This window comes from Bifidobacterium goeldii (assembly GCF_003951095.1).
GTDB classification, from domain to species: domain Bacteria; phylum Actinomycetota; class Actinomycetes; order Actinomycetales; family Bifidobacteriaceae; genus Bifidobacterium; species Bifidobacterium goeldii.
In genome coordinates, this window is sequence record NZ_QXGL01000001.1 from 128,200 (window position 1) to 154,924 (window position 26,725).

25 protein-coding genes and 1 tRNA gene are annotated in these 26,725 nt (G+C 53.2%); 14 read left to right on the forward strand and 12 right to left on the reverse strand.

All coding sequences use genetic code 11. The features are described from left to right. The first annotated feature begins 49 nt into the window (after positions 1-49). From rpe to D2E25_RS00635, 10 genes are all read left to right on the forward strand, one after another. A complete protein-coding gene (gene rpe / locus D2E25_RS00590) occupies positions 50-730 on the forward strand; it encodes a ribulose-phosphate 3-epimerase (RefSeq protein WP_206430709.1) in 681 nt (226 codons plus the stop codon). 86 nt (positions 731-816) lie between these two features. Further along, positions 817-1,080, forward strand: coding sequence for a phosphoribosyl-ATP diphosphatase (locus D2E25_RS00595; protein WP_125979121.1), 264 nt, complete (start codon positions 817-819; stop codon positions 1,078-1,080). 112 nt (positions 1,081-1,192) lie between these two features. Beyond that, positions 1,193-2,044, forward strand: coding sequence for an ATP phosphoribosyltransferase (hisG, locus tag D2E25_RS00600; RefSeq protein ID WP_125979122.1), 852 nt, complete (start codon positions 1,193-1,195; stop codon positions 2,042-2,044). 44 nt (positions 2,045-2,088) lie between these two features. Continuing rightward, positions 2,089-2,736 (forward strand): CDP-alcohol phosphatidyltransferase family protein, encoded by a 648-nt coding sequence (locus D2E25_RS00605; RefSeq protein WP_125979123.1) that lies wholly within the window; start codon positions 2,089-2,091, stop codon positions 2,734-2,736. Continuing rightward, on the forward strand, positions 2,729-3,706 hold the full coding sequence (locus tag D2E25_RS00610) for a DUF881 domain-containing protein (protein WP_125979124.1): 978 nt from the start codon (positions 2,729-2,731) through the stop codon (positions 3,704-3,706). Before D2E25_RS00605 ends, D2E25_RS00610 begins: the two co-directional genes overlap by 8 nt. Further along, positions 3,707-4,039, forward strand: coding sequence for a small basic family protein (locus D2E25_RS00615; protein WP_125979125.1), 333 nt, complete (start codon positions 3,707-3,709; stop codon positions 4,037-4,039). It begins immediately after the preceding gene. 6 nt (positions 4,040-4,045) lie between these two features. Continuing rightward, positions 4,046-4,867, forward strand: a complete 822-nt coding sequence (locus D2E25_RS00620; RefSeq protein ID WP_125979126.1) for a DUF881 domain-containing protein — start codon at positions 4,046-4,048, stop codon at positions 4,865-4,867. A gap of 113 nt (positions 4,868-4,980) precedes the next feature. Further along, positions 4,981-5,418 carry an FHA domain-containing protein gene (locus D2E25_RS00625; protein ID WP_125979744.1) on the forward strand — a complete coding sequence of 146 codons (438 nt, stop codon included), beginning with the start codon at positions 4,981-4,983 and terminating at the stop codon, positions 5,416-5,418. A gap of 75 nt (positions 5,419-5,493) precedes the next feature. Continuing rightward, complete coding sequence (locus D2E25_RS00630; RefSeq protein WP_125979127.1) at positions 5,494-6,138, forward strand: MerR family transcriptional regulator; 645 nt, start codon at positions 5,494-5,496, stop codon at positions 6,136-6,138. A gap of 8 nt (positions 6,139-6,146) precedes the next feature. Then, positions 6,147-6,515, forward strand: coding sequence for a C4-dicarboxylate ABC transporter (locus tag D2E25_RS00635; RefSeq protein WP_125979128.1), 369 nt, complete (start codon positions 6,147-6,149; stop codon positions 6,513-6,515). A 146-nt stretch (positions 6,516-6,661) separates the two neighbouring features. On the opposite strand, the gene D2E25_RS00640 is transcribed toward D2E25_RS00635, so the two are convergent. The 6 genes from D2E25_RS00640 to D2E25_RS00665 form a co-directional block, all read right to left on the reverse strand. Beyond that, on the reverse strand, positions 6,662-7,375 hold the full coding sequence (locus tag D2E25_RS00640; RefSeq protein ID WP_125979129.1) for an HAD hydrolase-like protein: 714 nt from the start codon (positions 7,373-7,375) through the stop codon (positions 6,662-6,664). 115 nt (positions 7,376-7,490) lie between these two features. Next, positions 7,491-7,838 carry an RNA polymerase-binding protein RbpA gene (locus D2E25_RS00645; RefSeq protein WP_125979130.1) on the reverse strand — a complete coding sequence of 116 codons (348 nt, stop codon included), beginning with the start codon at positions 7,836-7,838 and terminating at the stop codon, positions 7,491-7,493. An 88-nt stretch (positions 7,839-7,926) separates the two neighbouring features. Then, on the reverse strand, positions 7,927-10,506 hold the full coding sequence (locus tag D2E25_RS00650; protein WP_125979131.1) for a DEAD/DEAH box helicase: 2,580 nt from the start codon (positions 10,504-10,506) through the stop codon (positions 7,927-7,929). Positions 10,507-10,618: 112 nt separating this feature from the next. Further along, positions 10,619-10,936 (reverse strand): hypothetical protein, encoded by a 318-nt coding sequence (locus tag D2E25_RS00655; RefSeq protein ID WP_125979132.1) that lies wholly within the window; start codon positions 10,934-10,936, stop codon positions 10,619-10,621. Positions 10,937-10,947: 11 nt separating this feature from the next. Continuing rightward, a complete protein-coding gene (locus tag D2E25_RS00660; protein WP_125979133.1) occupies positions 10,948-12,879 on the reverse strand; it encodes a helix-turn-helix transcriptional regulator in 1,932 nt (643 codons plus the stop codon). 236 nt (positions 12,880-13,115) lie between these two features. Continuing rightward, positions 13,116-14,576 carry a UTP--glucose-1-phosphate uridylyltransferase gene (locus D2E25_RS00665; RefSeq protein ID WP_125979746.1) on the reverse strand — a complete coding sequence of 487 codons (1,461 nt, stop codon included), beginning with the start codon at positions 14,574-14,576 and terminating at the stop codon, positions 13,116-13,118. Positions 14,577-14,743: 167 nt separating this feature from the next. Between D2E25_RS00665 and D2E25_RS00670 the strand changes: the two genes are divergently transcribed. Both D2E25_RS00670 and D2E25_RS00675 read left to right on the forward strand, forming a co-directional pair. Continuing rightward, a tRNA-Pro gene (locus D2E25_RS00670) sits at positions 14,744-14,820 on the forward strand. A gap of 996 nt (positions 14,821-15,816) precedes the next feature. Next, positions 15,817-17,052 (forward strand): zinc-ribbon domain-containing protein, encoded by a 1,236-nt coding sequence (locus D2E25_RS00675; RefSeq protein ID WP_125979134.1) that lies wholly within the window; start codon positions 15,817-15,819, stop codon positions 17,050-17,052. Between the two features lie 179 nt (positions 17,053-17,231). Here the strand turns inward: D2E25_RS00675 and D2E25_RS00680 are convergent, their stop codons facing one another. The 3 genes from D2E25_RS00680 to D2E25_RS00690 all read right to left on the reverse strand — a co-directional run bounded on the left by D2E25_RS00680 (position 17,232) and on the right by D2E25_RS00690 (position 23,031). Further along, the gene (locus tag D2E25_RS00680; RefSeq protein WP_164514643.1) at positions 17,232-18,737 is read right to left on the reverse strand and encodes an aminotransferase class I/II-fold pyridoxal phosphate-dependent enzyme; all 1,506 of its coding nucleotides are present in this window, start codon (positions 18,735-18,737) and stop codon (positions 17,232-17,234) included. A 179-nt stretch (positions 18,738-18,916) separates the two neighbouring features. After that, positions 18,917-22,327, reverse strand: coding sequence for an ABC transporter permease (locus D2E25_RS00685; RefSeq protein WP_241216892.1), 3,411 nt, complete (start codon positions 22,325-22,327; stop codon positions 18,917-18,919). 2 nt (positions 22,328-22,329) lie between these two features. Then, the gene (locus D2E25_RS00690; RefSeq protein WP_125979136.1) at positions 22,330-23,031 is read right to left on the reverse strand and encodes an ABC transporter ATP-binding protein; all 702 of its coding nucleotides are present in this window, start codon (positions 23,029-23,031) and stop codon (positions 22,330-22,332) included. 309 nt (positions 23,032-23,340) lie between these two features. On the opposite strand from D2E25_RS00690, the gene D2E25_RS00695 reads away from it, so the two are divergent. Together D2E25_RS00695 and D2E25_RS00700 are read left to right on the forward strand one after the other, a co-directional pair. Further along, positions 23,341-23,991 carry a TetR/AcrR family transcriptional regulator gene (locus D2E25_RS00695; protein ID WP_125979137.1) on the forward strand — a complete coding sequence of 217 codons (651 nt, stop codon included), beginning with the start codon at positions 23,341-23,343 and terminating at the stop codon, positions 23,989-23,991. Then, the gene (locus D2E25_RS00700; RefSeq protein WP_125979138.1) at positions 23,985-24,218 is read left to right on the forward strand and encodes a hypothetical protein; all 234 of its coding nucleotides are present in this window, start codon (positions 23,985-23,987) and stop codon (positions 24,216-24,218) included. The genes D2E25_RS00695 and D2E25_RS00700 overlap by 7 nt, the downstream gene beginning before the upstream one ends. On the opposite strand, the gene D2E25_RS00705 is transcribed toward D2E25_RS00700, so the two are convergent. The 3 genes from D2E25_RS00705 to D2E25_RS00715 all read right to left on the reverse strand — a co-directional run bounded on the left by D2E25_RS00705 (position 24,202) and on the right by D2E25_RS00715 (position 26,533). Next, the gene (locus D2E25_RS00705) at positions 24,202-24,654 is read right to left on the reverse strand and encodes a flavodoxin (RefSeq protein ID WP_241216893.1); all 453 of its coding nucleotides are present in this window, start codon (positions 24,652-24,654) and stop codon (positions 24,202-24,204) included. The two genes, D2E25_RS00700 and D2E25_RS00705, sit on opposite strands and share 17 nt — an antisense overlap. A gap of 65 nt (positions 24,655-24,719) precedes the next feature. Further along, positions 24,720-25,712 carry an aldo/keto reductase gene (locus tag D2E25_RS00710; protein WP_125979139.1) on the reverse strand — a complete coding sequence of 331 codons (993 nt, stop codon included), beginning with the start codon at positions 25,710-25,712 and terminating at the stop codon, positions 24,720-24,722. A 182-nt stretch (positions 25,713-25,894) separates the two neighbouring features. Continuing rightward, positions 25,895-26,533, reverse strand: a complete 639-nt coding sequence (locus D2E25_RS00715; RefSeq protein WP_125979140.1) for an SGNH/GDSL hydrolase family protein — start codon at positions 26,531-26,533, stop codon at positions 25,895-25,897. Between the last annotated feature and the right edge of the window lie 192 nt (positions 26,534-26,725).

The window sequence follows — 26,725 nt, forward strand, 5'->3', positions numbered from 1 at the left end:
GCTCCGGTAGTTGGAATGAAGCGTCGCCTCGTCGTTCAGCCACCATAGAATGAGACCCATGACCAAGCATATCGATATCGCTCCTAGCATTCTGTCCGCCGATTTTTGCAACCTTGAGCGCGATCTCAAGGCTATTGCTAATGCTGACCTCGTTCACGTCGACGTGATGGATCACCATTTTGTTCCGAACCTGACTCTTGGCGAGCCAATTGTGGGCCGTATTTGCCAGGTCACCGATCTTCCGGTTGACGTGCATCTGATGATCGAAGACCCAGACCGTTGGGCTCCTGAATATGCCAAGCTCGGTGCTGCTTCTGTCTCATTCCACATGGGTGCGACTCACGCTCCGGTTCGTTTGGCTCGTCAGCTGCGCGATATGGGCTGCAAGGCTTGCTTTGCTGTACGCCCCGCAGAACCGGTTGAACCGATCTTCGACATCCTTGATGAGTTTGACATGGTGCTTATTATGACCGTTGAGCCAGGCTTCGGCGGCCAGAAGTTCCTTGACAACCAGATGGCCAAGGTTCGTCGTCTGCGCGATGAGATCACTCGTCGCGGCCTGACCACCAAGATTCAGGTTGATGGTGGTGTCAGCCCGAAGACTGCGCACATCGTTGCCGAAGCTGGCGCTGATGTGCTGGTGGCTGGTTCGGCCGTGTATGGTGCTGACAGCCCTGCTCAGGCTATCGACGAGATTCGCGAGAAGGCTGAAGCCGCATACCGCGACTGATGAGCGGTAAGCGACGACGATACTAACAACGCCGGTCGCGGCAGTATCATTGTGCGACCGGCATACGTGTGAAGGATAAGCACAACATGAAAACCTTTGAATCCTTGTTTGCTGAATTGAGCGAGAAAGCTGCGACTCAGCAGGCTGGCTCCTTGACCGTTGATGAACTTGCCAAGGGCACGCATTTCATCGGCAAGAAGATTGTGGAAGAAGCAGGCGAAACTTGGATTGCTGCCGAATACGAAGGCGCTGATCGCACTGCTGAGGAAATGAGCCAGCTGATCTATCACCTGCAAGTGATGATGATCAACAAGGGCCTCACTCTCGAAGACGTGTACAAGCACCTGTGACCTGTTGGTGGCTTGAGCTATGGATTTGGGGGCTATAGCTCGAGCCACGCAGAAATCCAACTGAACCATATAAGAACCGTAGAACCGTCCCCGGAACGTTGAGGAGATACCAATGCTGAGAATTGCTGTGCCGAATAAGGGCATGCTGTCAGAACCTGCGTGGAATATGCTGTCCGAGGCGGGCTACCGTCTGCGTTCAAATCCACGCCAGCTGGTGGTTCAGGATCCAGACAACGAAGTGGAGCTGTTCTATCTTCGCCCGCTGGATATTGCGGTGTACGTTGGCCGCGGAACGATCGACGTTGGTATTACCGGCCATGATCTGCTGCTCAATTCTGGTACTGAAGCGAAGGAACACATGCAGCTTGGCTTCGGTGCCTCAACATTCCGTTTTGCTGCGCCGAATGAGTCTGACCTCAACACATTGGAAGATATTCAAGGCAAGCGCGTAGCGACCTCGTTTGACAAGCTTGTTCACGATTATCTCGTAGAACACGGTATCGAAGCTGAGACCATTCACCTTGATGGCGCAGTCGAATCCTCGGTGCAGCTCGGTGTCGCTGATCTTATCGCCGACGTTGTTTCTACTGGTACTACGCTTCGCAATGCGGGGCTTCGTATCTTTGCCGATCCAATTATGCATTCTGAAGCGGTACTCATCCGTTCACCTCGACTCGAGCCGAATGACGATCGTCTTACGGTGCTCAGCCGTCGTCTGCAAGGTGTGCTTACTGCGCAGCGCTATGTTCTTATGGATTACGATATTCCAGTGAACAAGGTTGCTGCAGCTGTTGCAGTGACTCCTGGCTTCGAAAGCCCGACAATTTCTCCGCTGCATGATAAGCAATGGAACGCAGTGCGTGTTATGGTTCCCAAAGCCAAGGTGAACCAGCTGATGGATCAGTTGTATGAAGTCGGCGCCCGAGGCATTATCGTAACTGCACTGCAAGCCTCGCGCATATAGTTGTACGTTTTACATATGTAGACAGTCCTGTAGTCTTGTATTTGATGAGCATTCAAAAGTCCACCCAGAAGTACCGAAACCGGATTAAAGAGCGGTTCTCGCAGAAGTACAGTCCCGAACCACGGGATATTTATTTCACTGTTCCCAACCTGATCAGTGTGCTGCGTATCGCTTCGATTCCGGTCATAACATGGCTGGTTGCACGTCATCAGATGGTGCCAGCGTTAATTGTGCTCGCTGTATCGTCGATCACTGACAGTCTTGATGGCATTATTGCGCGTGCTTGTAATCAAGTAAGTAAAATCGGTCAGCTCCTTGACCCAATTGCTGACCGATTGTTGATTATCTGTAGCGTGCTTGCCTTGGGATTAGCTGGCATCATACCTTGGTGGATGATTATCATCATCGCGGCCCGTGATGTGTGGATGCTCTTGCTGGTTATTCTGCTTGCTCAATACGACTACGGTCCGCTGCCAGTGCATTTCGTTGGCAAAGCTGGCACGTTTATGCTGATGGTTTCCATCGTGGCACTGATCTTTTGCGATATTTGGACAAACCCACTTGTTGACCTGCTTCATCTTGCAGCAATGGCAGCTGGCGTTTGGGGCGTTGGCTTGTACTGGGTGGCTGGCTACATCTACAGCAAGCAAGGTCTTGGTCTGCTCATCAAGGAGAAGCGGAGCCATGAGTGAGCCGATGACGCCGCTGTCGTTCCCTGTTCCGCCGGACCGTACGCCTGTTAAACGGCGTGCAGTATTCTCCGCTTCTGTTGCACAAGCGGATTCGCGTCATGCGGAAAGCCCATCTGTGGGCGGGGGGACGACGCGGCGTCGTCGCAAACTACCTGACGATTCGCTCAAGCTTATTGACGATCTAACAAATCGCCCGATGGATCCAATGTTTTCGGATTCCCGATTGGGTACTCGCCAACGCGGCCGTTCTGTGTGGTCTATATGGGCAACGCGCGTTATTGTGTTCATTATTTGCGTGGGCGTGGGCTTTTACGGATGCTTGTTCATTCAAAGCTTGCATTCTGACCCGCGTAAGATTGTGCGGCAGAGTTTGGCCAGTGAGCTGCGGGAGACGAAAGCGCAAGCAGAAAGTATTACTCAAGACGTCACCTCTCTACGCGCGCAAATTGATGCAGAATCGAAGAAACTTGGTGCTACGACTGACAATCCGACGCTCATTACTGATGAAATGACTAATGGTGCGTTAGCGGTTGAAGGTGAAGGAATTACGCTCACTATCGCGGACCCGATCGCTGCTAATGGCGACAGTGCTGGCTCGTCTGCGCGCGAGAATTCATCGTCACAAATTCGTGTGGTAACTGACGCTGATTTGCGATTGCTGGTGCGACTGCTATGGCAGTCAGGCGCTGAAGCAATTGCTATCAATGGTAATCGCCTTGGTGTGCAGACTTCTGTACGTAAAGCAGGATCGAATATTTTGGTGGGCGTTACTCCCGTTACTAGCCCATACACGATTGAAGCGATCGGTAATAGTACGCAGCTTGCACAATCGGTAAGCAAACAAACGCAAAAGTCACTGTATGATTCCTTCGCGCAAGCGGGTATTTATCCGCAAGTAAGCGAGACCAAGTCGATTACACTGGAAGCTGCAGCATCCGGCGATTTGACGTATGCGAAAGGACTCGAGTAGATGGCAGCGGTACTGGGACTCATTATCGGCGTTGTAGTCGGCCTGTTTGTGAAGCCGGATATTCCTATCCTGTTGCAACCATATTTGCCGATCATGGTGGTAGCCGCGCTCGACGCGCTATTGGGTGCTGCGCGTGCTTATTTTGAACGTAGCTTTTCCGATAAAGTGTTTGTGATCTCGTTTATTTCTAATGTCGTTACAGCGACACTGTTGGTGCTTCTTGGTAATCAGCTTGGCGTTGGCTCGCAGTTGCAAACGGCTGTTATCGTTGTGCTCGGCATCCGTATCTTCTCGAATGTGTCAGCTATTCGACGCTTCATCTTTAGGGGCTGATGCGCTATGACGAGACGCAGGCATTCGCCAGATGTGTTGACGCAGCTGCACACACAGCAGGCACAGGATCGTGAAAACGACAGTCTTCAGACTGGGTCTTTTCCAGTAGTACGCAAAAAACCAAAACGCCTGTTCGACGGCCGAACAGTGCAAATGCGCCTAGTAACCAGTGTGCTGATTTTGGTTATGTGCGCATTGCTGGGTTTTGGCTATATGATTCAGCTCAACAATACGAATGCTACGTATGAGACGTTGAGCGAGGATGAATTAACGCGTCTGATCAGTGAAACTGGTACGCAAGTGCAGAACCTTGAGCAGCGTAAAGCAGAACTGACCAGTCAGCTTGAATCCATTAAAGCTGCAGCGAATAAAACCCAAGAAGCGGAAAAAATCGCCAAGCAGAACGAAGAAACGAGCGGTATTCTTGCGGGGCGCCTGCCAGCTTCTGGTAAAGGTGTTTCTATTACCATTACACAAGGGTCAAAGACCGCGGTCGACGCAGCTACAATGTTTAAGCTCATTGAAGAATTGCGTAACGCTGGCGCTGAAGTAATGGCTATCAATGATGTGCGAGTGGTCACCTCAACGTATATTGCTGACACTTCAGAAGGATTGGAATGCGATGGTATAACGTTGAGCACGCCATACCATGTGCTTGCTATCGGAGACCCGCAAAATTTGCAGAACGCGGTTAATATCGCTGGTGGCGTTGGTTCAAGCTTAAAAGTCAAATATGGTGCGCGCGTGACGGTCACGACGTCCGACTCAATTACTATTGAGCAGACGCGTACACCCGTCGAATATCAGTATGCAAAAACAGTGCAATGATGGGCCTGCGCTTGGCGAGTACTGCCGTGTCTACATTGCTTTCCCAGCGGTGATATCTCGCTCAACGCGTGCCGATTGCACGAAATCAAGGAAAAACCTATAGAATGGCCGATATGACAGATCCGATTCCAAGTGCAGGCGAGACGACCATTATTGGTCTGCCCGCTATTCATATTCCGATTACGTCCACCGGCGATCGTCCTTTGACCACGGAAGATCTTGAGACTATCGCACGACTGTCGAGCGGCACGGCGTTGCTGATCTCTACTAGGGGAGCGGTATCCGGTTCGCGCTACTTGCTGGATGAGGATGAAGTGACGGTGGGGCGTGACTCCCGTGCTGACATCCTGCTTGACGATTCGACGGTATCACGCGCGCATGCGGTATTCCGCCGCACGGGTGACACGTTTACTGTCTATGATTCTGGCAGTTTGAACGGTACGTATGTGAATCGTCAACGTGTAGATCATAAAGAATTGCACAATGGCGATGAAATCATGATCGGCAAATTCCGTTTGGTATTCTTCACCAAGTCTGCAGTTGTTTCATGATGCGAATGCAATTGACCCGTTAAGGTTTGCGGTCGCATTCATGTGACCGCAGCTGTGTGGGAATGGGGGAGTGCGATGGTCAACGTAGATGCACATTCGGCACTGCACTTGCATGTGCCGTCTCAATATGTTGATTCGAGCTTCCCCAATGCTGTGCAAGGTGAATTATTCAGCGATGTCGATACGCGTGATGAAAAACGTGGATATCGTGGCACAGTAGCATCCAAAGTAGCAGGTATTACCTATCGCCAGTTGGATTATTGGGCGCGTAAACAGATTGTAGAACCGTCAATCACGCCGTCTCACGGCTCGGGATCGCGCCGCTTGTATTCGTTTAAAGATGTTGTGATTCTTGCGGTGTCTAAGCGCCTGCTTGATGCTGGCGTCAATTTGCAAAACGTGACTACAGCTATTGGTTTTCTTACGCAGCGCACTACAGAACAGTTGGCATCTATCACCATCATGTGTGATGGTGAAACTGTCCATGAATGTACCACGAGCGACCAAATGCTTGAACTGTTGCAGAGCGGCAAAGCAGTGTTTGGCGTATCGGTAGGATCATTGTGGCATCAAATCCAAGATGCGCTCGAACACGAAGATTATGTTGACCTAACAACAACACCGTCGCGCCGGACTGTAGGCCGTCCGATAGATGAACTAACTGCTGCGCGTTTACGTCGTAAGCTCGCTCTACAACATGCTGAACGTGAGGCTGCATGATACTAACGTTGACTGATGTACTGCCATTCGCGTTATGGGTGTTCGCAGTTATCTGGATGCTTATAGTATGCGCAATTTGTATTGTGCGATGCCGATTTGGCACAGGGGAGAAGCACCCCGAAGTTGAGCTGGTCAGCTGGAATGTTATTATCGCGCAAGTGGTGTCTGTGCTACTCGCAGGTATCCCCTTTATCACGTTTATTTTGCTCGGAGAAGAGATAACTCCTGCAGTTCATGCCTTCTATACTCAGCATCTTGTTATTGGATCAGCGACAGTTATTGTTCTTGTTTTTGTCGAATTGATGCTTATGTATGTGCAGGCGCGTCGAGCGGATATTACGTTGATTGAACGTAAGCTTCGTGGGGCGCTTCGATAAGTTGAGATGGCGTAGATATTGGTGAGGGCGTGAGATTAGCAAATCTTTTTTTGACATAACCTACCTTATCGGAATTAGAAACACAGTAAAGAAAAAGGATACGCCGGCATATCTACCACACGTATCCCGTTGACTGGTACGCCTTGTTATGCAAAGTATTGTGCAACAGCGTCGTGCAATTCGCTCACATGGTCAATGATGCGATACGCACCGTGCTGCTCAAGTTCGTCAGGCTCAGCGTAACCCCAGCGGCATCCAAGACAATCAAGTCCACATGCAATTGCTCCATCGACGTCAGTCCAACGATCGCCAACCATCAATGCGCGATCGCCAGCTTGAGCATCAAAGCCGATTTTGTCGAAGCAATATCGAATAACCTGGTCTTTATCGAGACGTGAATTGTCACGGCTTGCGCCATAAATACCATCAACCATCGTGTCAAGATGAAAATGCTCACATACAGGTACAGCCTGATATTCAGGTTTGCAAGTAGCGACAGCAAGATAAAAACCATCAGCGCGTAAAGCAGCAAGCTGTTCAGGAATGCCCTGATACACGCTGTTGTAGAAACGACCTGGAACTTTGCGCCCGGGATTATTCGGATCATCGAACACAGCTTTGTCAGTGTAATACTCGCGATAAATCTCTACACCGCGGTCAAGTTGATCATCAGGTACGCCATTACGCTTAAGCGATTCAATAATGGCAGGTCCGATAAATCGGTGCATTTCCTCATCATCGGGCACTGGCAGTCCAAGTCCTTCAAAAGCTTTTTTCGCGCAGGCGATGATGCCAGGATCGGATTGGGTAAGCGTGCCATCAAGATCAAGAAGCACAACATTCTTTGGATGCTGAGACATGGCCTTCTCCCCTGTGTTGTTTTGCTGGGTCCATCGACGATTATGCCCGGTCGTATTGACCGGGCATAATGTCACATGTTGTTCACCATGCGTTATGAGTTAGCACATATTACGCTCACTCGTAATCAGGAATCCAACCTTCGCGATGCATCTGCAAACGCTTCTCGAGCAGCTTTTTCAACTCATCTTCAGAACGACGCTCCAGCAGCATATCCCAGTGCGTACGAGTCGGCTTGGTAATCTCGTTAGCCTCCTCGTCGCCTTCGCCTTCGCGATGTGCCGTGCTACCGCAACGGCATTCCCACTCGTCAGGAATCTCTGCACCCTCTGCAAACGGCAGAATGGTACGATGTCCCTTCGGGCAGATGTACGCTACCTCACTGCGCGCCGCAAAATCGACGTTATCATCGGATTCGAGCGACTTCGCTCCGATGCTCATGCCTCTCAGACTGCGTTCCGCCATGGATCCTCCTTATGACCTAACCGTATTACGCTACAAAACAGCTCGGACGTGTAACTTATTCCCATTTGATAAATCTGCATTATGCTGGTCAGTCAACTCCCGAATAAGCTACAATTCCTCGGTTGACTGCCTTCATCGCTTGATGTGCAACTTGAGCGAGCGGCTTATCCTCGTGGGGCATATACACTTCCGCAGTGGCGATTTGCTGCAAAATATCTGACAGACGTTTCGCATTACGCACAAAATCACCGCCAGTAAGATCGCGATCCTTTAACACTGAGGCTAAAGCATCACCATCTGCCCACTCGTATATGATGTCGGCGATACCAAAATCAAGCTTTGCTAACTCGTCAAGACCACCATCTTCACACATCATGGCAATGCGTGCATGAACGTTCTCCAACGCGCGTGCGGTACTGGCAACCGGCCCTTGCGCGCCGCCAGGCCAATACCGTGGCTCTCCCCCAATGCCGCCGCGCGCTTCAAACACGAGCGATGAGAGCACAGAGGCAAGCTCTCGCTCATCCAAACCGTCAAAAATGCCCTCTTCAATAGCTTGTGCAAGTACTAAATCTTGCTCACTATAAATATGGCGCAACAGTTGGCCGCGCTCGGTCAGTCTCATATCAGCAGTGCCATGCCCATCGTCACCATGCCGTTTGAGATAACCAAGCTGCACGAGAATAAAGCAAATCTGATCAAATTGGCGGGCAACTGATCCAGTGCGGGATTCGTAGCGACGCTGCACGCGTTCATATTCGCGCGTCTCGCGCACCCAACGATGACCCCATTTAAGATGCTGCTGTAAGTCAGGGCAATTACGGCACGGATGATGCCGATCTTGTGCTTTGAGCTCGGCAATACGTTTATCGAGATTGCGGAATGCGGTACTACGCTCTTGATCTGAACGGAATGCAGTTTGCTTCAGACGGCGACGTTCATTTTTTTCTAAGTCAGACAAGCGCATACGGATACGCATCAATTCGGCAAAGTCACCGTGCTCGCAATGGAACGCTTGTTCGTATCCTGCAAGAGCGTGACGCAGCGTTGTCATCTGCGATTCCAACTGCCATGCTGACTCATTCGCTTCCCACTGTGCGAACGAATGGTCGAGTGTGACTCGCGTAGTTTCATAATCACTGGAGTTCAACAAATTCACTGCCATATTGAACGTCGCATGGAAGCTAGAATGCAGCGGATACACGCGCTTACTGGACAATGCTGCAGCAGTCGCTGGTACAAAACCGCGATGGTCAACAACAATGGCATGCCCAATCGTATCGATACCGCGTCGGCCAGCACGGCCGGTTAACTGGGTGAACTCCCCCGGCGTAAGCGGCACATGCCCGGTACCATCAAACTTTTCAAGCTTCTCAACAATTACGCAGCGTGCTGGCATATTGATACCGAGCGCCAATGTTTCAGTGGCGAACACCATTTTTACCAGACCTTCTTCGAACAATCGTTCGACAATCTGGCGGAATAGTGCCACCATGCCAGCGTGATGCGAAGCAAAGCCCTCTTCAAGTGCAAAACGGAACTTAGAGAAGCCAAGCGCTTTAAGATCCTCTTGGCTCATCTGGCCTTCGACCATCTCATCAACGATTTGACGAATGCGTCGCATCTCATCTTCGTTTGTCAATTCGAGACCAGCATTGATGCATTGCTCAACTGCTTGATCGCAGCCATTGCGCGAAAAAATGAAATAAATGCCAGGCAGCATATCCAAATAATTGAGCTCATCGACAACAGCCCAACGACGTGGCGTGTATCGCTGAATATCAGGACGCCTACCGCCGCGGGATCCTGCCTTGCCATGACCTTTACGAGGTCGCTCTTCACCACGTCTCCGTGCAGCACGGCGATCCAATTGGTCAAGCCTATCAACCAACTGCGCGTTCAATTTTGTAGTTTGCTCGCCATGATCATCACGGCGGTACAGATCGAACAATTCCGGTTCAGTATCAGCATCCGCCTGTACTAACACATGCTGTTCAAGCGGCACTGGTCGGCGTTCTGAAACCACGAGCTTGGTAGTGCCACGCACTGATTCAATCCAACGTGAGAAATCTTCAACATTGGATACAGTCGCTGACAAGCCAATAATCCGCACACTATCCGGCAAGTGAATAATCACTTCTTCCCAGACAGGCCCGCGGAACCGGTCTGCTAGATAGTGCACTTCATCAAGAATGACGTATCGCAGTGCATGAAGCGTTGACGAATGCTCATAGAGCATGTTACGCAACACTTCGGTAGTCATAACGACGATGTCTGCTTCAGAGTTAATCGACGTATCGCCAGTGAGCAGACCAACATTGTCAGGCCCATACATGGCGACTAAATCATGGTATTTCTGATTGCTGAGCGCCTTAATTGGTGTCGTATAAAACGCTTTGACATTATGCTCGCGCGCGAGAAACATTGCGAAATCAGCAACGACCGTTTTGCCGGCGCCAGTGGGAGCTGCAACAAGCACATTACTGTCATGTTCCAACGCGTCAATAGCGTCACGCTGAAAATCATCCAAATCAAATGGCAACTTGTCAGCAAACTGCGCCGCTAACGAACGGTTCTGTTCTTGACGCCGCCGGAACGATGCATATCGTTGAGCCGGCGAAAGAGCCCGACTCGCATCGTTTTGCGAAGTGCGATGATGACGTGCCATCTCTCCCCCAATGCTTGTTAATCGAGTTGCTTAGCGCAGCAGCTTGTATACACGTTCACCGGCATCGCGTCAGTCAGTAGAGCAACAAGAATTTGCCGCTCTACTGACTCTGTTAGTCGTTGAAATGCGACCATACCGCCCAACGGTGAGCATGACGAACACGTTGCGCATCCTTACGCTCAATCACCCGAATATGTGCGCGCTCGTACCGATCAGTTGCGATTCGCAGCGGCTGCGTGAACAATGGTGGCTCGCTATGTTGCTCGCTGGTGTCAGATTGAGACATGGCATCCAGCGAGCGGCCCATACGCGCACCAACGTCACCAATAACATGCAGAGCCTTTACCCCGCGCATAACGACGTAAACGCATCCAATGACGATCATTGTCAGCATAAAGAGCGCAAGCAAGAGCCAAATCCACCAAGGCATGGTTACGCTCCTTACGCAGTTTGAGTGCCAGTATCGTCATGCTGCCCAACACTGAGCTCACGCGTAGCACGAGCGTTGATCATCGTACGCAGTGTATCCGGCGCAACAGCAGTGATATGACGAGCGTGTGCAATACAGAACGCCACGAACCAAGAGTCAGACGAGACAATAAGATGCACTTTTTCGCCTGATTGACAAGGCTCAACCGTTGCCCCCGGCAGCGAGCGAACAAACGACAAATCCGGCTCGTCAGTGATAAACACGGCGGGCGTACCATTGTCAAAGCTCCACTTGCGCAACTCCCCTACGGGCATATCAGGAACATCAACATGCTTGATAGGCTCAACAACCTCAGCATGTTCAATGCGCGCCAAACGCAGCACCTGCCATGTACGAGGCTTTCCATTGGCCTTGTTAATGAGATGATCGCGCGAAACAAACTTCCGACGATCAGCTGGAGTGGCATCAAGCACATCAGTCCACACGGCTGCGTAATACACGCCCTCATCCACAAAGATCTTAGAAGGCGCAACAATCTTGCGGCGAGTCCTACCAGCGCCGTCGGTATATTCCATATCCAACAGAGACTCGGTAGAAATTGCACGCTTTACCACAGAGAAACTGTGCGGCTCCAACTCATAGCCAGTCAAACTCAGCCAAGGAGTTTCACCAGGCTTCACCAGCTGACGCAACCGCTGATACAGTGATGCGGCTTTCGCACGCTGCGTGTCCGGCAACAATGGCGAATGAGCCAAATAGCTTACCGACGCGGTCAACATGCTCAAATACTGCGGCGAAATACCCGCCAAACGCTCCAAGCCCAGCGAGTTCGTAGCGGAAACAATGCCTTCAGCGTCAAGCAGAGACCAGTCAATATCGAAGAACTGGCTTCCTGCCATTTCACCATCATCAGACACTGTGGTCAGCGTATTGATGTCCTTGTGAATGATGTTGACGAACTTCTTCAACTCATCGTCAGACTTAGGCTTGCCAATAAACCGCTCAGCCAGTTCAGCCAGAGAAAACTCTTCACCAAGATGCGCCGAAAGGAACAGCATCAGGCGCAGTCGACGGTCTACTTCGCTGCCTGTCTGGAATGAGGGGCCAGACTTCTTCGGATGGCTCTTTTTCGCATCCGCTTCATCAGGCTCAGGCGTTTTACTGGAGATCGTCGGCGACACCACGGTGGCACTATTCGCGCTTGCTGACTCGTCAGCTAACACCAGCTTGGTTGCTGCATCAAGACGGCGATTAAACGCGTCAACAGCTTCTTGCGGGCTGACAATCGTTGCACCAGGATGTTCAAGAACGAACATCGCCAGATCATCAGAATCGGTGTAAGCCACGTTGATGTTCTCGCCATCAACATCTACAGTCGCAGCAAAACGGCGCGAATCAATAACCTTCATCAGTGTCGGCGGGATAGTTTGAGTTCCCAATCCAGGCGCGATTGAGTCCAAGCCAAGTCCAGGAATTGGCGTTTGCGGCACGCGCGGCGATGTACGCGACGTGTGCTGAGGAACCGGCTGAGCCTGCGTTGAAGACACGGAAATAGAACGTGCCAAATAGTTCGCAGCAGCTAGTACCGGCAAATCATCCTGTTCGAAACGCAGACGGATGCGCGGTTCATCGCCAAGTTGAAGACGATAAGAAGCGAAATCCTGACCTTCAGATTTTGAAGAGTACTCAGGTTGACGCGACTCAATAGCAATACCCATTGCCGCGAGCTTAGCGCGGTCGCGTTGGAATTGCTTAGCGAATGCAGCCTTTGCAGCCTGATCTGCAAGCTCACCGTAAGAATCTGCGTAAGCCTTTACGCGTTGCGCAATCTGACGGGAAGTTAACCATTGTGGGAACGCTGACGATAATACAGCCAGCACGTCCAACTCATGCTTTCCCCATTTGTCGGAGAAGCGTCGCCTTCCGTTGGTTCCCTCTGCCATTAGTCCTCACGTATCGTTAACATTCAATATCAAGTGTGCACGCTCACGTGCGCCAACCTCTATGATAGAGGTTTTTTGCGGCGATAAACGGTATTTCGCCAAAAATCATCCGTAAATTCTTTTTTCTTTTGGACATTGCGGCGTAGGGGGCATTGTATTTACGGTGATTTGCGCCGTAGTGATTACATTGATTACTTAGCAATCAATACGGCGCAATGTTCTGTGAGCTAAATGCCTCACACCCACTCGTCAGGTTCAATGCCCAGTGGGCCTACGTATTCACCGTTTGGTACGTAACTAGGCTCTTCGCGATCTTCTAGAGTGGCGTCAGCAAACATGACAACATCCCTGCCGAACGTCCAGTCGCCCTTAATAGTTACCGAGTTTGCAGCAGCCAGCGATGGAACACCATACGGGAATCGCTCGTTGAAGTCCTCAATATTCTTGTAGTAGCGCTGATCAAGATCAACATTCGGGAAGATATAGTTGCCATCCTCCATCTCATACGAGTCCGTTAAATGGAACCGATCCGAACGCATAATGAACAAATCATTAGTGGTTTTCACTGGCAAGAAGCGCATACGATCTACTTGCACGCAGATCGCACCGTCAAATAAACCAATCGCTGCTCCCATCGCAGTCTCTAATTGGACCACTGGCGTTGAATCAGGATTGGTAGGATCCACAGTCTTTGCATTGATAATTACTGGCAATGGCAGCACGCCATCATACTGAGCAAGCATGTCTCGAAGCGCATCAATACGCACCCAAATATTATTCGTGTTGAAATACGGGTGACGAGCAATATCTTGCGCATCGCGTTTATCGTCAGGATGAACCTGCGACATCTCGCGCAAAATCAGCCTACCCGTATGCCGATCGCGCACAATATGACCACCCTTACGGTCTGCATACGTACGCGTGGCCACTTCCACCATGAACGGTGCGCCAGTGTTTTCAAAATATTGAGCAAGCGTACGCGAAGGACGCGCGCCAAGATTATCTGAATTGGAAATAAACAGATATTCAAAACCACGTTCTTGCAACGTATCCAGCAAACCAGACTCCCACAGCGTGGAGAACAGGTCGCCATGCCCGGGCGGGCACCACTCCAGCTCAGGGTCAGCTGGCCACGACACTGGTTCACCAGTTGCGACATCGATTTTCGGCTCTTGATGCTGGATGATTTCCAGCGGCACATCACTCTGATGGAATTTACGGTGATGCTTCAGTACTTTCATCGTATCCGCCGATGTACGGAACGAGTTCATAAACGTGACTGGAAGCTTGACATCTAGACGCGTGCGCGCAGTAAGCACCTGGCCAAGAATGATGTCGATAAACCGCATTTGGCGTGCTTTATGACGACGAACCGGTAGTAACGATTTGGCTCGCTGCAAACCCATGGATGTACCGAGACCACCATTGAGCTTAAGGAAGGCCGTTTTAGAAAACGCGTGAACCGCTTGATCATGATCAATAGTCTGATAGACATCGTGGAAGCTAGGCACGCCAGTTAGCGGCTCTACATCGCGTTCACGAATCCACGTGTTGTCGCTATTGTTAGACCACACATCGTACAGATGATGGAACTGTGCAATGGACACCTCGCTCATGCCCTTCTCGCGCATCTTACGCGCTGAATGCTCGAAAACGTCGCTCACGGAACCAGTATCCCTTTCCATACGGGGGTGCATGTCAACAATGGCTCCCAGTGTAATCGTCGTTGCCATGATGGGCAACGACGCATGCGAGACGTGTGTATTGACAGCAAGTGTCGATGAGCTGGTTGCGATGAAGAACACGCCGATTTGCGTTTTTTTATTCGTCTGGTAGTTTATTCCAGTGTTGTTTATTGCAACATCGGACCATAGCGCAGTTTGGTAGCGCACTTGACTGGGGGTCAAGGGGTCGCGGGTTCAAATCCCGCTGGTCCGACCAGAACGGCGGAATTCCAAGGTTTTCAAGACCTTCGAATTCCGTTTTCTGCGTTTCGGGGGACTATCGGGGGACATGACTGCACCAAGGTGGCAGTTAGCGGGTCGGTATGACAGTGTTTTCTGCGATCCAATTTTCAAGATCGACACGCCGGTATCGGACCACTCGCCCGACTTTACCTGATTTTACCCGATGACCGCACTACCGTTTTGAGCGTCTGCGCAACTAGGTATCGAAGCTGCTCCACCCCTATTGCATGTTGCGGCCGCTTGCGTTCGCTTCCTTACCGCACAGGATGGAAATATCAGTTCGTATGCCATCGCATGCGATGCCGATCTGCACGAGATGGCAAAACAACCCTCAAATACCATCCCATGCCCTTGTTTTTACCGCATGAGATGGCAATATATCGATCAATATCCATCGCGTGCACAAAACGCCTCGCACGCGATGGCAAAATCCCCCAAAATGCCATCGCGTGCCGAAAAGCTATCCCACACTTCCAGACTGGCACACATTCTGACTGACTCTACAGTCCCCGCTACCCACATTCAACCCGGCGCGAAACCAATAGTTCTAAGACCTAACAAACCAAAATAGACACACATTTTGGCCTATATAACCCGGTGAATTGTTGCAGTACAGCGACGTGAGCATTCCATTGCTTCGATCGCTCCAACTCATGGTTGTATCAACTCATAATGCACGTGATAGGTGATCGCCATACCTACAGCCAGTAAAAATATCGCCGCAATTATCAATGAAAGAACAGCCACGTGCACTAACTATATTCGTCGCTGGTATTTGTCAGATGGTACACGTTATGCAAGTCGCTTGTTCGAGTACATATTGTGATCAGAGTGTTTGTTGATGTTTCGAGACTGAGCGTTTTGCCGGCTCTAGTTTGGCTTAAGGTTAAGTCATTCTCATCCGTTGGGGTGTGGCGCTTTTTCGGGCAACCATCAACAACGGATCTAGTAAACCTGCAAGGAGAAGACAATGAAGATATGCTCCGCATGTGGTTCATCGAATAGTGATGACAATAAGTTTTGTATGAAATGCGGGCAGCGTCTCCCCGACCAGCCAGCAGTTCAGCCAGTTGCAGTAGATCAGCTTCAGCCAATGGCTACTGAGACTCCGGCAGTAGAGCCGCAAGCCATGCCGCAGCCGGCTGCACCAGCATACCCCGCACAATCTATTCCACCCATGCCGGCCCCTGCTCCTTCGTTCGCGCCGGCACCGGCATCGGATCCAAAACGCAAAGCTAAGCGTTTGCGTGTCGTTATTATCGCAGTCATCGTCGCCGTACTCATTGCTGCAGGCTGTGCCGGCTTCGTCTGGTATCGACATACACAGCAACAGCGTGCGCTAGCAGATTGCACCAGCGTGCTTGCTGACGCTAACAAGGCCAGCAAAACGGATGACAAAACCTATAAGAGTGCTCAACAAGTGTATTCATCAAGCGAAGCTGATAAAGCAACGCTGCAAACTCTGGGAGATACGCTCGACTCTTACGATCAACTCCCGTTGCCTGACTTGCAATGCTCTGCAGATACAGACGCGGAGACGCTCAAGCAAACAACAGATCGCTTGCGCGACTGGCGTTCTAAGCATGACACATTGACCGCTCAATTGAACAAGGAAATGACGACGGTCAAACTTAAGGATTCACAAACGGCTTTGGAAACCAAGCTTAAGGATGCGAGCGCTTTGTTGGAAAGTGCGAAGGGCAAGGTGGATGATGAAAGTACGCTCACTGCTCTTCAGCAGGCTGTTGATAAGGCTGAGAAGTTGAAGGATGGTTCGGACACTAAGGCTATGGACCAGGCTACGGGTGATCTTTCTGCGTTGATTGTGAAGGTGAATGATTCGGTTTCGACGTATACGGCGAAGCAGGATGCGTCGCGTTGTACGGCATTGGCTGGAAGCTACTATGATCCGCAAGGTATTTCTACGTTTATTGTTCAAAATGATTGTTCAGTGAAAGGCTATGACGGTAATCCTGCAGTCAATAGGATTTTTGATTATGGCACTTATGTGTCTGGGTCTTATGCGGCAAGGACGGATGGTACTGCTACTTGGAAAACAACTAGCACCGAGTATGGCGATCACACGTGGACATTGTATCCGGCTGGAATGCGTGCTCCAAGTACGATCGATGCTGAATCGGATGATTATTTCCTGACGAGCGTGAGACTAGATAGGGATAACGATCGATACCTCGTAAAGGAATAACGGAGTTCAACGCTGCTATCAGCTTATTGATTGTTTGATCTACGCGTTTAATAAAGATGCCTGATTCCCTATGGATTATTAGGGAACCAGGCATCATGTTTATGTTACGCAGAATCAGTTGATTTTGCCCGTTTTATGAACAGACAACACGGTTCGACTGCGCAGTTATAAACCGTTTACTACTGCCTGTAGTAGCGCAGGAAATCGGCGAGCTTGTCGACGGCGTCTTTGAGCACTTCGATGCGCGGCAAGTAGACGATGCGGAAGTGGTCTGGCTCCTGCCAGTTGAATCCGCCGCCTCGTGTGATCAGGATGCGTTCGTCGTGGAGTAAATCGAGTGCGAATTGCTCGTCGTCGGTGATATTGAACTTTTTGACGTCGATTTTCGGGAAGATGTAGAATGCGGCTTTTGGTTTCACTGCGGTGATGCCATCAATTGAGTTGAGCGCCTCGTAAATATAGTCGCGCTGTTCGCATAGGCGGCCGCCGGGCACAATGTAATCGTTGACGCTTTGGTGGCCGCCGAGCGCGGTTTGTACGATCGACTGTGCAGGCACGTTTGAGCAAATGCGCATATTGGTAAGCATGTTGATGCCTTCGATGTAATCCTTGGCAATGCGCTTGTTGCCGCTGAGGATCATCCAGCCGACGCGGTATCCGGCGATCATGTGGGATTTCGACAGGCCGGAGAAGGTTACGCAGAACAGGTCGGGGGCCATTGAAGCGATCGAAACGTGTTTGAGGCCGTCCATGACGAGACGGTCGTAGATCTCGTCGGAGAAGATCATGAGCTGGTGTTCGCGGGCGAGGTCGACAATCTGCTGAAGCACCTCCGGCGGGTAGAGTGCGCCGGTTGGGTTGTTCGGATTGATGAGCACGATGGCGACTGTGCGATCGGTGATTTTCGCGCGCATGTCGTCGATGTCTGGATACCATTCGGACTGCTCATCGCAGGTGTAGTGCACGGCGGTGCCGCCGGCGAGATTCACACATGCGGTCCACAGTGGATAATCCGGGCTGGGCACGAGCACCTCGTCGCCGTCATCGAGCAGGGCGGACATGGACAGGTTGATCAGCTCGCTCACGCCATTGCCGGTGTAAATGTCCTCGATGCCAACGTTGGGGATGTTTTTCAGCTGCGCGTACTGCATGATGGCTTTGCGCGCAGAGAATAGTCCCTTGGATGCGGAATAGCCTTCCGTATCGGTCAACTGGCGAGCCATATCGTAGACGACTTCGTCAGGCGTGCGGAAGCCAAATGGTGCAGGGTTGCCGATGTTGAGTTTCAACACGTGCATGCCTGCTTCTTCCATGCGTGCTGCTTCGTCAACAACCGGGCCTCGCACGTCGTACAACACGTTGTCGAGTTTGGTGGATTTGTGGAACTGACGCATGGGGATTCCTTCTTCCGACAGGATGGTTGATGGTTCGTGAATGGTTGCCGATGAGGTTGATTGTGCTGCAGTTGGTGACGCGGCAGTTTGCGATGCTGAGTGGAATGACGGGTTGTGACCAAGTAGCCATTGTTCGTCAACATCTAGTGTTTTGGCTAAGAAGCTGAGGATTTCACTGCGCGGTATTGTCTTGCCGCTAACATATTGGCTAATGTGACTTTTACCCAGCTTGACTCCAGCTTGTTGAGCTGCGTGAACGATGTCTACCTGTTTGAGATGACGAGCGCTCATCGCCGTCTTTAATCGTGTTGAGAAACTTTCCACGTCACTCCCCCGATCCCGGAAAGTTCAAAGTTCAAAAACCATTGGTTCAAACCATACCACTGCATATTCACCAGAAACACCGAAAGTTCAATTCATGTCACATGTTGGCAACATGAATTGAACTTTCTTTTGCGGTGCACGATTCATCACTCGACTGATTTGAGAGCGGCGAGCATGTCTACGTTCTTGAGCTGCTGGTAGACGACCACGCCGAGCGCGCCCAGTACAACGGCAACGAGCGCAGCGGGCACTACGAACGCCGGCCAGCCAAGCGCCGGGTCGAACATGACCTCGTCCGGCGGCACCTCGGTAATGATGTACCGGTGCAGGCCCGCGCCGAACCCGTAGCCGGCGAGGATACCGATCGCAGACAGCACGATCGTTTCGCGATAGATATACATGGTTGTCTCGTTCGAGTGGAAGCCGAGCACCTTGATGGTCGACAGTTCGCGGATGCGTTCGGACACATTCAGATTCGTGAGGTTGTACAAGATCACCACGGCAAGCATGCCAGCCACAAGCACAAGCACCTCCATGATCTGGTTGAGTGAGTCGACGATCGTGGCAACCTGGTTTTTCATCGTGGTGTTCTGCACCACGCCGCGCACGCCGTCATTCTTCATGAACCGAGCGCCCTGCTTCTCGGCGTTCTCGATCGAATCATCCTTAAGGTTAACGAGGTAAGCATTCGACTGGTAATCCTTGCCGAACACGTGCTCGTAGCCGCCTGACGACATGTACATGAAGTGTCCGATATACGCCTCGCTCACACCGTCGACGCGCACGGAGCGGTCGGCGCCGTCCTCTCCGGTGACATGGATCGTGTCGCCGGTTGTTGCGCCGAGCATCGAAGCCATGCGTTCGGAGATGACAGCGCCGCGATCGGTGAGAATCTGCGGCTTATGCCCCACGCGCGAGCGCAGGGTCACGTAGTCGTTGAAGTTGTACGCATCGTCGGTGACGATCAGCGTGATCGACTGCTTATCACCTTGTTTGCCGGCGGTTTTAGTCAGTTCCTCGTAGCGGATCGGCATCGACTGGTCCACGGCCTTGTCGGTCATTGTCTTGGCGACGGCGTCGCGCTGTTCGTCGTTGTTGTCGGATTTTTCGGCGACGATCATGTCGTAGTGAATCACTTCGTCGAACTGGCGTTCGCTGATCTGGTTGATCGAACCTTGCACGCCGAGTCCTGCGACAAGTAGTGACACGGCACCCATCACGCCGAAGATCGTCATGAATCCGCGCGTCTTGTAACGGAAGAGATTCCTGGCGGTGACCTTGCGCGTGAAGCTGAGCCGGTTCCAGATGAAGCCGAGTTGTTCGAGGAAGATCTTCGAACCGTTCGCGGGTGGCTTGGGCAGTAGGAGCGCAGCGGGCTTGTCTCTGAGTTCGCGTGCTGCAGCAAGCATGGCCGGTACGACAGCGCTCACCCAGGCGAGCAGGAATGCGACCACCGTGACAACCGGGTGGAACTTCAGTTCGATGACTGGCATCGTGAACCCGTCGCTGTACGCGTGGTAGACGATGAGCGGCAAAATTGTATGCCCAGCGGCAACACCCAAAATCGTACCGACGGTGGAGGCTGCGAAACCGTACACGACGAACTTCTTGAGAATGTCTGCGTTGCCATAGCCGAGTGCCTTCAACGTGCCAGAGTTGACGCGTTCCTCGTCAACCATGCGGCCCATCGTGGAGAAGGTAACGAGTGCGGCGACGAAGTAGAGAAACACGGGGAATATCATGGCGAGCTTGCCGACGATGTTCGCGATGATCTCGTACACGCGGTAGCCGTTCGAGGTGAGTCCTTCGCGTCGGCCGTCGATCGAATAGGCGGGCACTTCGAGTGTGTCGATCTTTTCGCGGGCGAGCTCGATATCGTGTTCGGCCGCAGCGATCTTCTGCTCGGCGGCGGGTTTCGCGGCGTTGAATTCCTGAAGTTTGGCGTTGTACTCATCTTCGGCCTTCTCGATGTCGCGCTGGCCTTGGATGAGCTGCGCGGCGCCATCCGAAACGCCTCCGCCCGAGGTGCCGGATGGCGCCTTGGAAACGGCCTGACCGAGCTCGCTCTGCTTGACGGCGAGCTGCTTGGAGGCGTCGGCGAGAGCAGCCGCATTCCTCTGATATTCCTCAGTGCCTTGAGCGAGTTGTGCGGCGCCGTTGTTCCATTGCTGCAGCGCGTTGTTGTAGGCATTCAGCTGGTTGTTGTATTGCGCGACGGCATCATTGTAAGCGGCGAGCGCCTTATCGTATTGCGTTTTGACACTCTCGTAGGTGTTGCCAGCAATGCCGGTGTTCGACCAGGCTTGCAGCATCGCACCGGTTTTATCGAGCACAGTTTGAGCATCTTCAAGCGCTTTACGTGCCATGTCGAGCTGTGTTTTGGCCTGCGTGAGTTGCTGCCATGATGAGTCGAGCTGGTCCTGACCTTGCGTGAGCTGTTGGGCGCCGGCTGTGAGCTGCGTCTGACCGGCGGTGATTTGTGAGCCGGCCGAAGCGATTTGCGCTGTGGCGCCGGACAGTTCGGCCAGTGCAGCGGCCGCCTGGTCCACGGCGGTGATTTCGCCTTGTGTTTTCTGGTCCTTGGCGGCTTCGATCTGTGTTTTCGCGTCCGTAAGCTGTTGTTCGGCGTCCGTAAGCTGCTGTTTCGCATCGTCGACCTTGGTTTGCGCCTTGTCGATTTGCTCGCGGCGATCTTCGCGGATCGAGGCCTCGCGCGCCTTGGGTTGGCCGGCGAGACGTTTGGTGAGCGTATCCTTATGCGCTTGCACACGGTCGCGGTACTCACTCGTCCAATAGTCGACGTGCTGCGTGTCATTGAAGGTCACGCGGCCGATCATCGTCACGTCCGAGTCGAACGTGTCCGGCACGACAACGCCGTAGCCGTCGAGCTCACCAGTGCCTGCCGTGGACTGGCCCATGTTGAGATTGGAGACGATTTCGCTGGCATCGACGAAGCCAACCACCGTGTATTCGGTCTGCTTAAGAATGGTGTCGCCGGCAATGTCGGGCAATTCGGTAACCTTAACCGTGCTGTCGATCGCGTACCGGTCGCGTTCAGCGGAATCGAGCGCGATTTCGCCGGTTTTGTCCGGCATCCGCCCTTCGACCACTCGGTATCCGGAGACGCCCTCAGGCTTGGAGTAGATGCGTAGGCTGTGATTGCTGCCTTTGATCGTTACGTCCTTGAAGTAGCCGAATTCCGCCTGGCGCACGCCAGCGGTATCGCGGATGATCTTCTCGTCCGTCTTGCTTAAGCCATAGTCGCTGATCACGGTCACGTCGGCGAGATTATTCGTAGTGTAAAAGGAGGTGCCGGTCGCCTGCATGTCGGGGCCGGTTGCGAACAGGCCGACGAGCGCGAACGAACCGAGCATCATGAGACTGACGATCGAGATGAACCGGCCCTTCGACTTGGAAAGCGTGACGCGTATGTCCTTCCACAACATGCGTTTGCGGGATGCGGCGCCGTTGCGGCGTTCGCGTTTAGCGGTGCGATGCGCGGCGGTGTTCGCGTGTCGCGCATCGTCAGTTTCGGCGAAGTGTGCGAAATCGGTCATGGTCACCACTCCAAGTCCTTGATATCCATTGGGTGTTCGTTGATGTCGATTGATTTGACGCGCGCGTCGTGCATATGGATGACACGGTCGGCTATCGGCGCGATGGCCGAATTGTGGGTAACGATGACCACGGTCGCGCCCTTTTTGCGGCTTTGATCCTGCAAGATCTGCAGCACCTGTTTGCCGGTGTTGTAGTCGAGCGCGCCAGTCGGCTCGTCACACAGCAGGATCTTCGGATTCTTGGCGACGGCTCGTGCAATGGCGACGCGCTGCTGTTCGCCGCCGGACAGCTGTGCCGGGAAGTTGTTGATGCGGTCCTTCAACCCAACGTCGATGAGCGTTTGTACCGGGTCCTGCGCGTCCTTCACGATTTCGGAGGCGAGTTCGACGTTCTCCTTAGCGGTCAGATTGGCGACAAGATTGTAGAACTGGAACACGAAGCCGATGTCATAGCGGCGATAGTCGGTGAGCTGATGAGCGGTGTAGTTCGAGATGTCCTTACCGTCAATGATGACCTGTCCGGCGGAATTCGTATCCATACCGCCAAGGATGTTGAGCACCGTCGATTTGCCGGCACCGGATGAACCGAGGATGATCGCCAGCTCGCCCTTCTCGATGCCGAAGCTCACGTCGTTATTAGCGGTGATGGTCGTGTCTCCCATGTGATAGCGCTTAAAGCTGTGCACCATTTCGATATAGGCCATGTTCGATACTCCTTTCGCGCCTCTTGGCTCCCCTTGTCAGGGAGCTGCCGGCATAGCCGGCTGAGGGGTAGTCATGTGTTTGATATAGTCATTTGCCACATATTGAATAAACAACATGTTGATTTAACTGCCGCAATGGTAGGAACAGCTGAAAACCCAAGTCAATCAACGGTTTTAAACAATCTGTCCAGATTAAACAGATCATCAAATACTGTTGATTTTGTCGTTAATCAGACAACGTGTTGATAGAATATCGGTCAGTATCATCCTTCGTCGGATCATCCGGACATATCAATTCAAGGAGCATCCATGGCAACCGAAACGACATCCACCGCCGCGCCGTCATCCGCGCCGGCCAAGCGCAATACGAAGACAGAAGCCAAAATCAAGGCTGCGTTCACCACGCTCGTCAAGACAAAAGGCTTCGATGCGATGACCGTGAGCGACATCGCTCGCACTGCCGACATTAACCGTGGCACGTTCTACATGCATTACGTCGATAAGTTCGACCTGCGTCAACAGCTCATCGACGACACTATCGATGATCTAACCGAGATCCTCATCGCCAACGCTGAGATGGATGATCGGATTACGACGCGCACTGGCAAGGCAATCTGTGACGCGTTCCAAACCCGTGCCATCGCCGAGGCACTGCGATATATCAAAAAAGACTACGCGTTCTTCGACGCGGTATCGCAATCCGGCAACGACATGCAACTGTACGATCGAGTCAAAGCAGTGCTCAAGAAGCTCATTGTCGCGCAGGCCAAACGGTTCGGCGCCCAGCCGCAGGCCAGCTATAACGGTATTCCCGTTGACTATGCGATGGAAATCCTCGTCTCCGCCGTCTCCTCGATCATCTGGCTATGGTTGCGCCGTGGCTGCAAGGAATCCCCCGACGAGATATGCCTCATCATCGAAAAAAACAAAACCACTGCCCCAATCGACGTGCTGTGGTGATAAGTATCAAGCTCAATCTTGTAGTTCCGCTCATAATTCCCGGCACCAAGCGCATCGACCGCCTGTGGCAGAACCTCGGCGGCGCGGCCGTCACGTTCACACCGGATGAACTGGCTGAGATCAACCGCACGCTTGACTCGATCACCATCCCACGTGCCCGCTGCCTGTCTATCGCCAAGGGCATGCAGGAGCGCATCGTAGACGCCGGCTTCACCGTGCGCGACTGATCCGATTCACAACAGATTCAGACCGTCGACCCACTGGGCGAGCTTGGTCTCGCTTTCGGAGGCGACGATGCGACGGCCCGGCACCCCACCGGGCGTCGGGTGCGGAATCGTGCAGCTGCACGCCGTCGGCGCCGCGCGTACTGGAACCGGACGTGGCGAACGTCACGATGGTCTTGCCAGCCCAGTCCGCGCTTTCGAGGAACGTGCGCACCACGCGCGGCGCGGTCTCCCACCACAGCGGGTAGCCGACGAACACCACGTCGTACGGCTCCACATCAATCGATTCGGCGAGCGCCGCCGGGTCACAGTGACCGCCCGGTTTGATCTCGTTGGTGAGATCATCAGCGTGCCGAGATACACGTTCGGTTCTCGCACGAACGGTAGCGTTCCGCCCGCGGCTCGCGAGTCTTGGGCCATGAGTCGCACGAGCAGGCATTCGGCGACGAATACGAACAAGCCCCCGATGTGTCATCGGAGGCTTGCGCGAGATCAGGCGAATGCTTAATGGTTGAAGGCCATGACGCCGACGAGCTTGTGCGGCACATACGGCTCCTCCAAGTAGGCGATTTCCTCGTCCGTGAGCGTGAGGTTCACGGCATCGAGCGCGCCGTCGACATGGTGCGGCTTGGTCATGCCGACCACGGGTGCGGCCACTTTGGTGAGCAGCCATGCGAGCGATACGGCGGTCATCGACGTGTCGTGCCGTTGCGCGATTTCAGCCACGCGTTCGATGATCACGTCGTCCTGCACTTCAGTGGCGTCGTACTTGGAGTGCGCCACCTGATCCTCGACCAGTCGCTTGGTTTTCTCCGCACCGGGCAGACGAGATAGTCGGCCGGCGGCGAGCGCACTGTACGGGGTCATGGCGATGTTGTCTTCACGGCACAGTTTGGTCAGTTCGCGTTCGTCTTCGCGGGCGATGAGGTTGTAGTGGCTTTGAATGGACACGAACTTGGCCCAGCCGTTGGTTTGAGCGAGATTGTTCATTTTGGCGAGCTGGTAGGCGTAGCAGTTGGAGATGCCGATGGCGCGCGCCTTGCCGGCCTTGACGGCCTCGTTCATGCCTTCCATGATCTCTGCCATGTCGGTGTGGTAGTCCCACATGTGGCAGATGTACAGGTCCACATAGTCGAGGCCGAGGTGTTTGAGGCTTGCGTCAAGGTTGCGTGCCACGTGCTCCTGTCCGGTCACGCCGGCTTCGCGCTCGGCGTCCGTGCGCGGCAGGAACTTGGTAGCGATCTGATAGTCCTCGCGTTTGGCGGCGATCGATCGCAGCGCGCGGCCGACGTATTCCTCGCTGGTACCGTCCGCATAGCCGATGGCCGTGTCGTAGAACGTGATGCCGTGCTCGAATCCGTACTGGATGATCTCGCGCGACCGGTCAGCGTCGAGTATCCACGAATGATGTCCCTTGGTCGTGTCGCCGAATCCCATGCACCCCATGCAGATACGGGACACGGTCACATCGCTGTTGCCGAGTTTGGTGTATTCCATACCGCTCCTTTGCTGACGTTTCGAAGGCTATGCGTCTTAGGCATGTGCCCGTACGACATCCACCATCCATTACACAGCATGTTCCGGGATGAAGCCAATGACCTTGGCCAATGGCCAGCCATGCCCTGCACGTATGGCAATTCGGCGTTGCCTGTCCCGCAGCAGCCATCCGGCGCCGAGCGTCAGCGGCGCCTGTCCCGATCGTCGAGCAGTATCCGTGCCATCGCGTCGGCGAACTTGGCGTGATTCTCGTCGTCCATGTGCAGCCGGTCGAGGTTGCTGGCCTCAGCCACCTGTGCAGCGTCAAGGAACAGGCAGTCTTCGCGCTCGGCCACCTGCCGGTACTCCCCCGCCAGCCGGTGCGACAGTTCCACCGCATCCTCGTCGAAGCCGATGAACCCGCTGGTCGAGATACCGGGTTTGATGTAAATCGGCGAAACGATGACGATGCGCGGCGTCGGCGCCCCGCGGTTGTCGGTGATCTTCACCTCGCGCACGAGCATGTCGATACCGGCGGCGATCACGCGAGCGTCGGCATGGAACATGGCCTTCATGTCGTTGGTGCCGAGGGCGATGATGACATAGTCGAGCGGCCGGTGTGTGATGAGCGCGCCCGGTAAGGCCTGAAGCCCGTTGCGATGCGGTTCGATCGGATTGTTGAACACGGTGGTGCGCCCGCCAAGTCCTTCCTCGATCGCATACCATTCGTCGCCGAGCAGGCGCTGCAGCCGCCCAGTCCAGCGCACCTCGCGCGGGTGACGGCCGCCGGCAGGGTTCGTACCGTTGGTGTTGGAATCACCAAAGCATAATACGTTGATCATGATCGTCCACCTCTCCTCGCTGTGCCGCCGCGCCTAACGTCTGTGACACATTGACATCTGATGCCGAGCATACCGCCGGTGAATGCACATTCCGATCGCTTGCCACGGGTTGCCATCGTCCAGCATTGACGGACATACCGGCCGACGGACGGGATTGCTGACCACGGCGGCGTCGGCCTGTACACTGGCGCC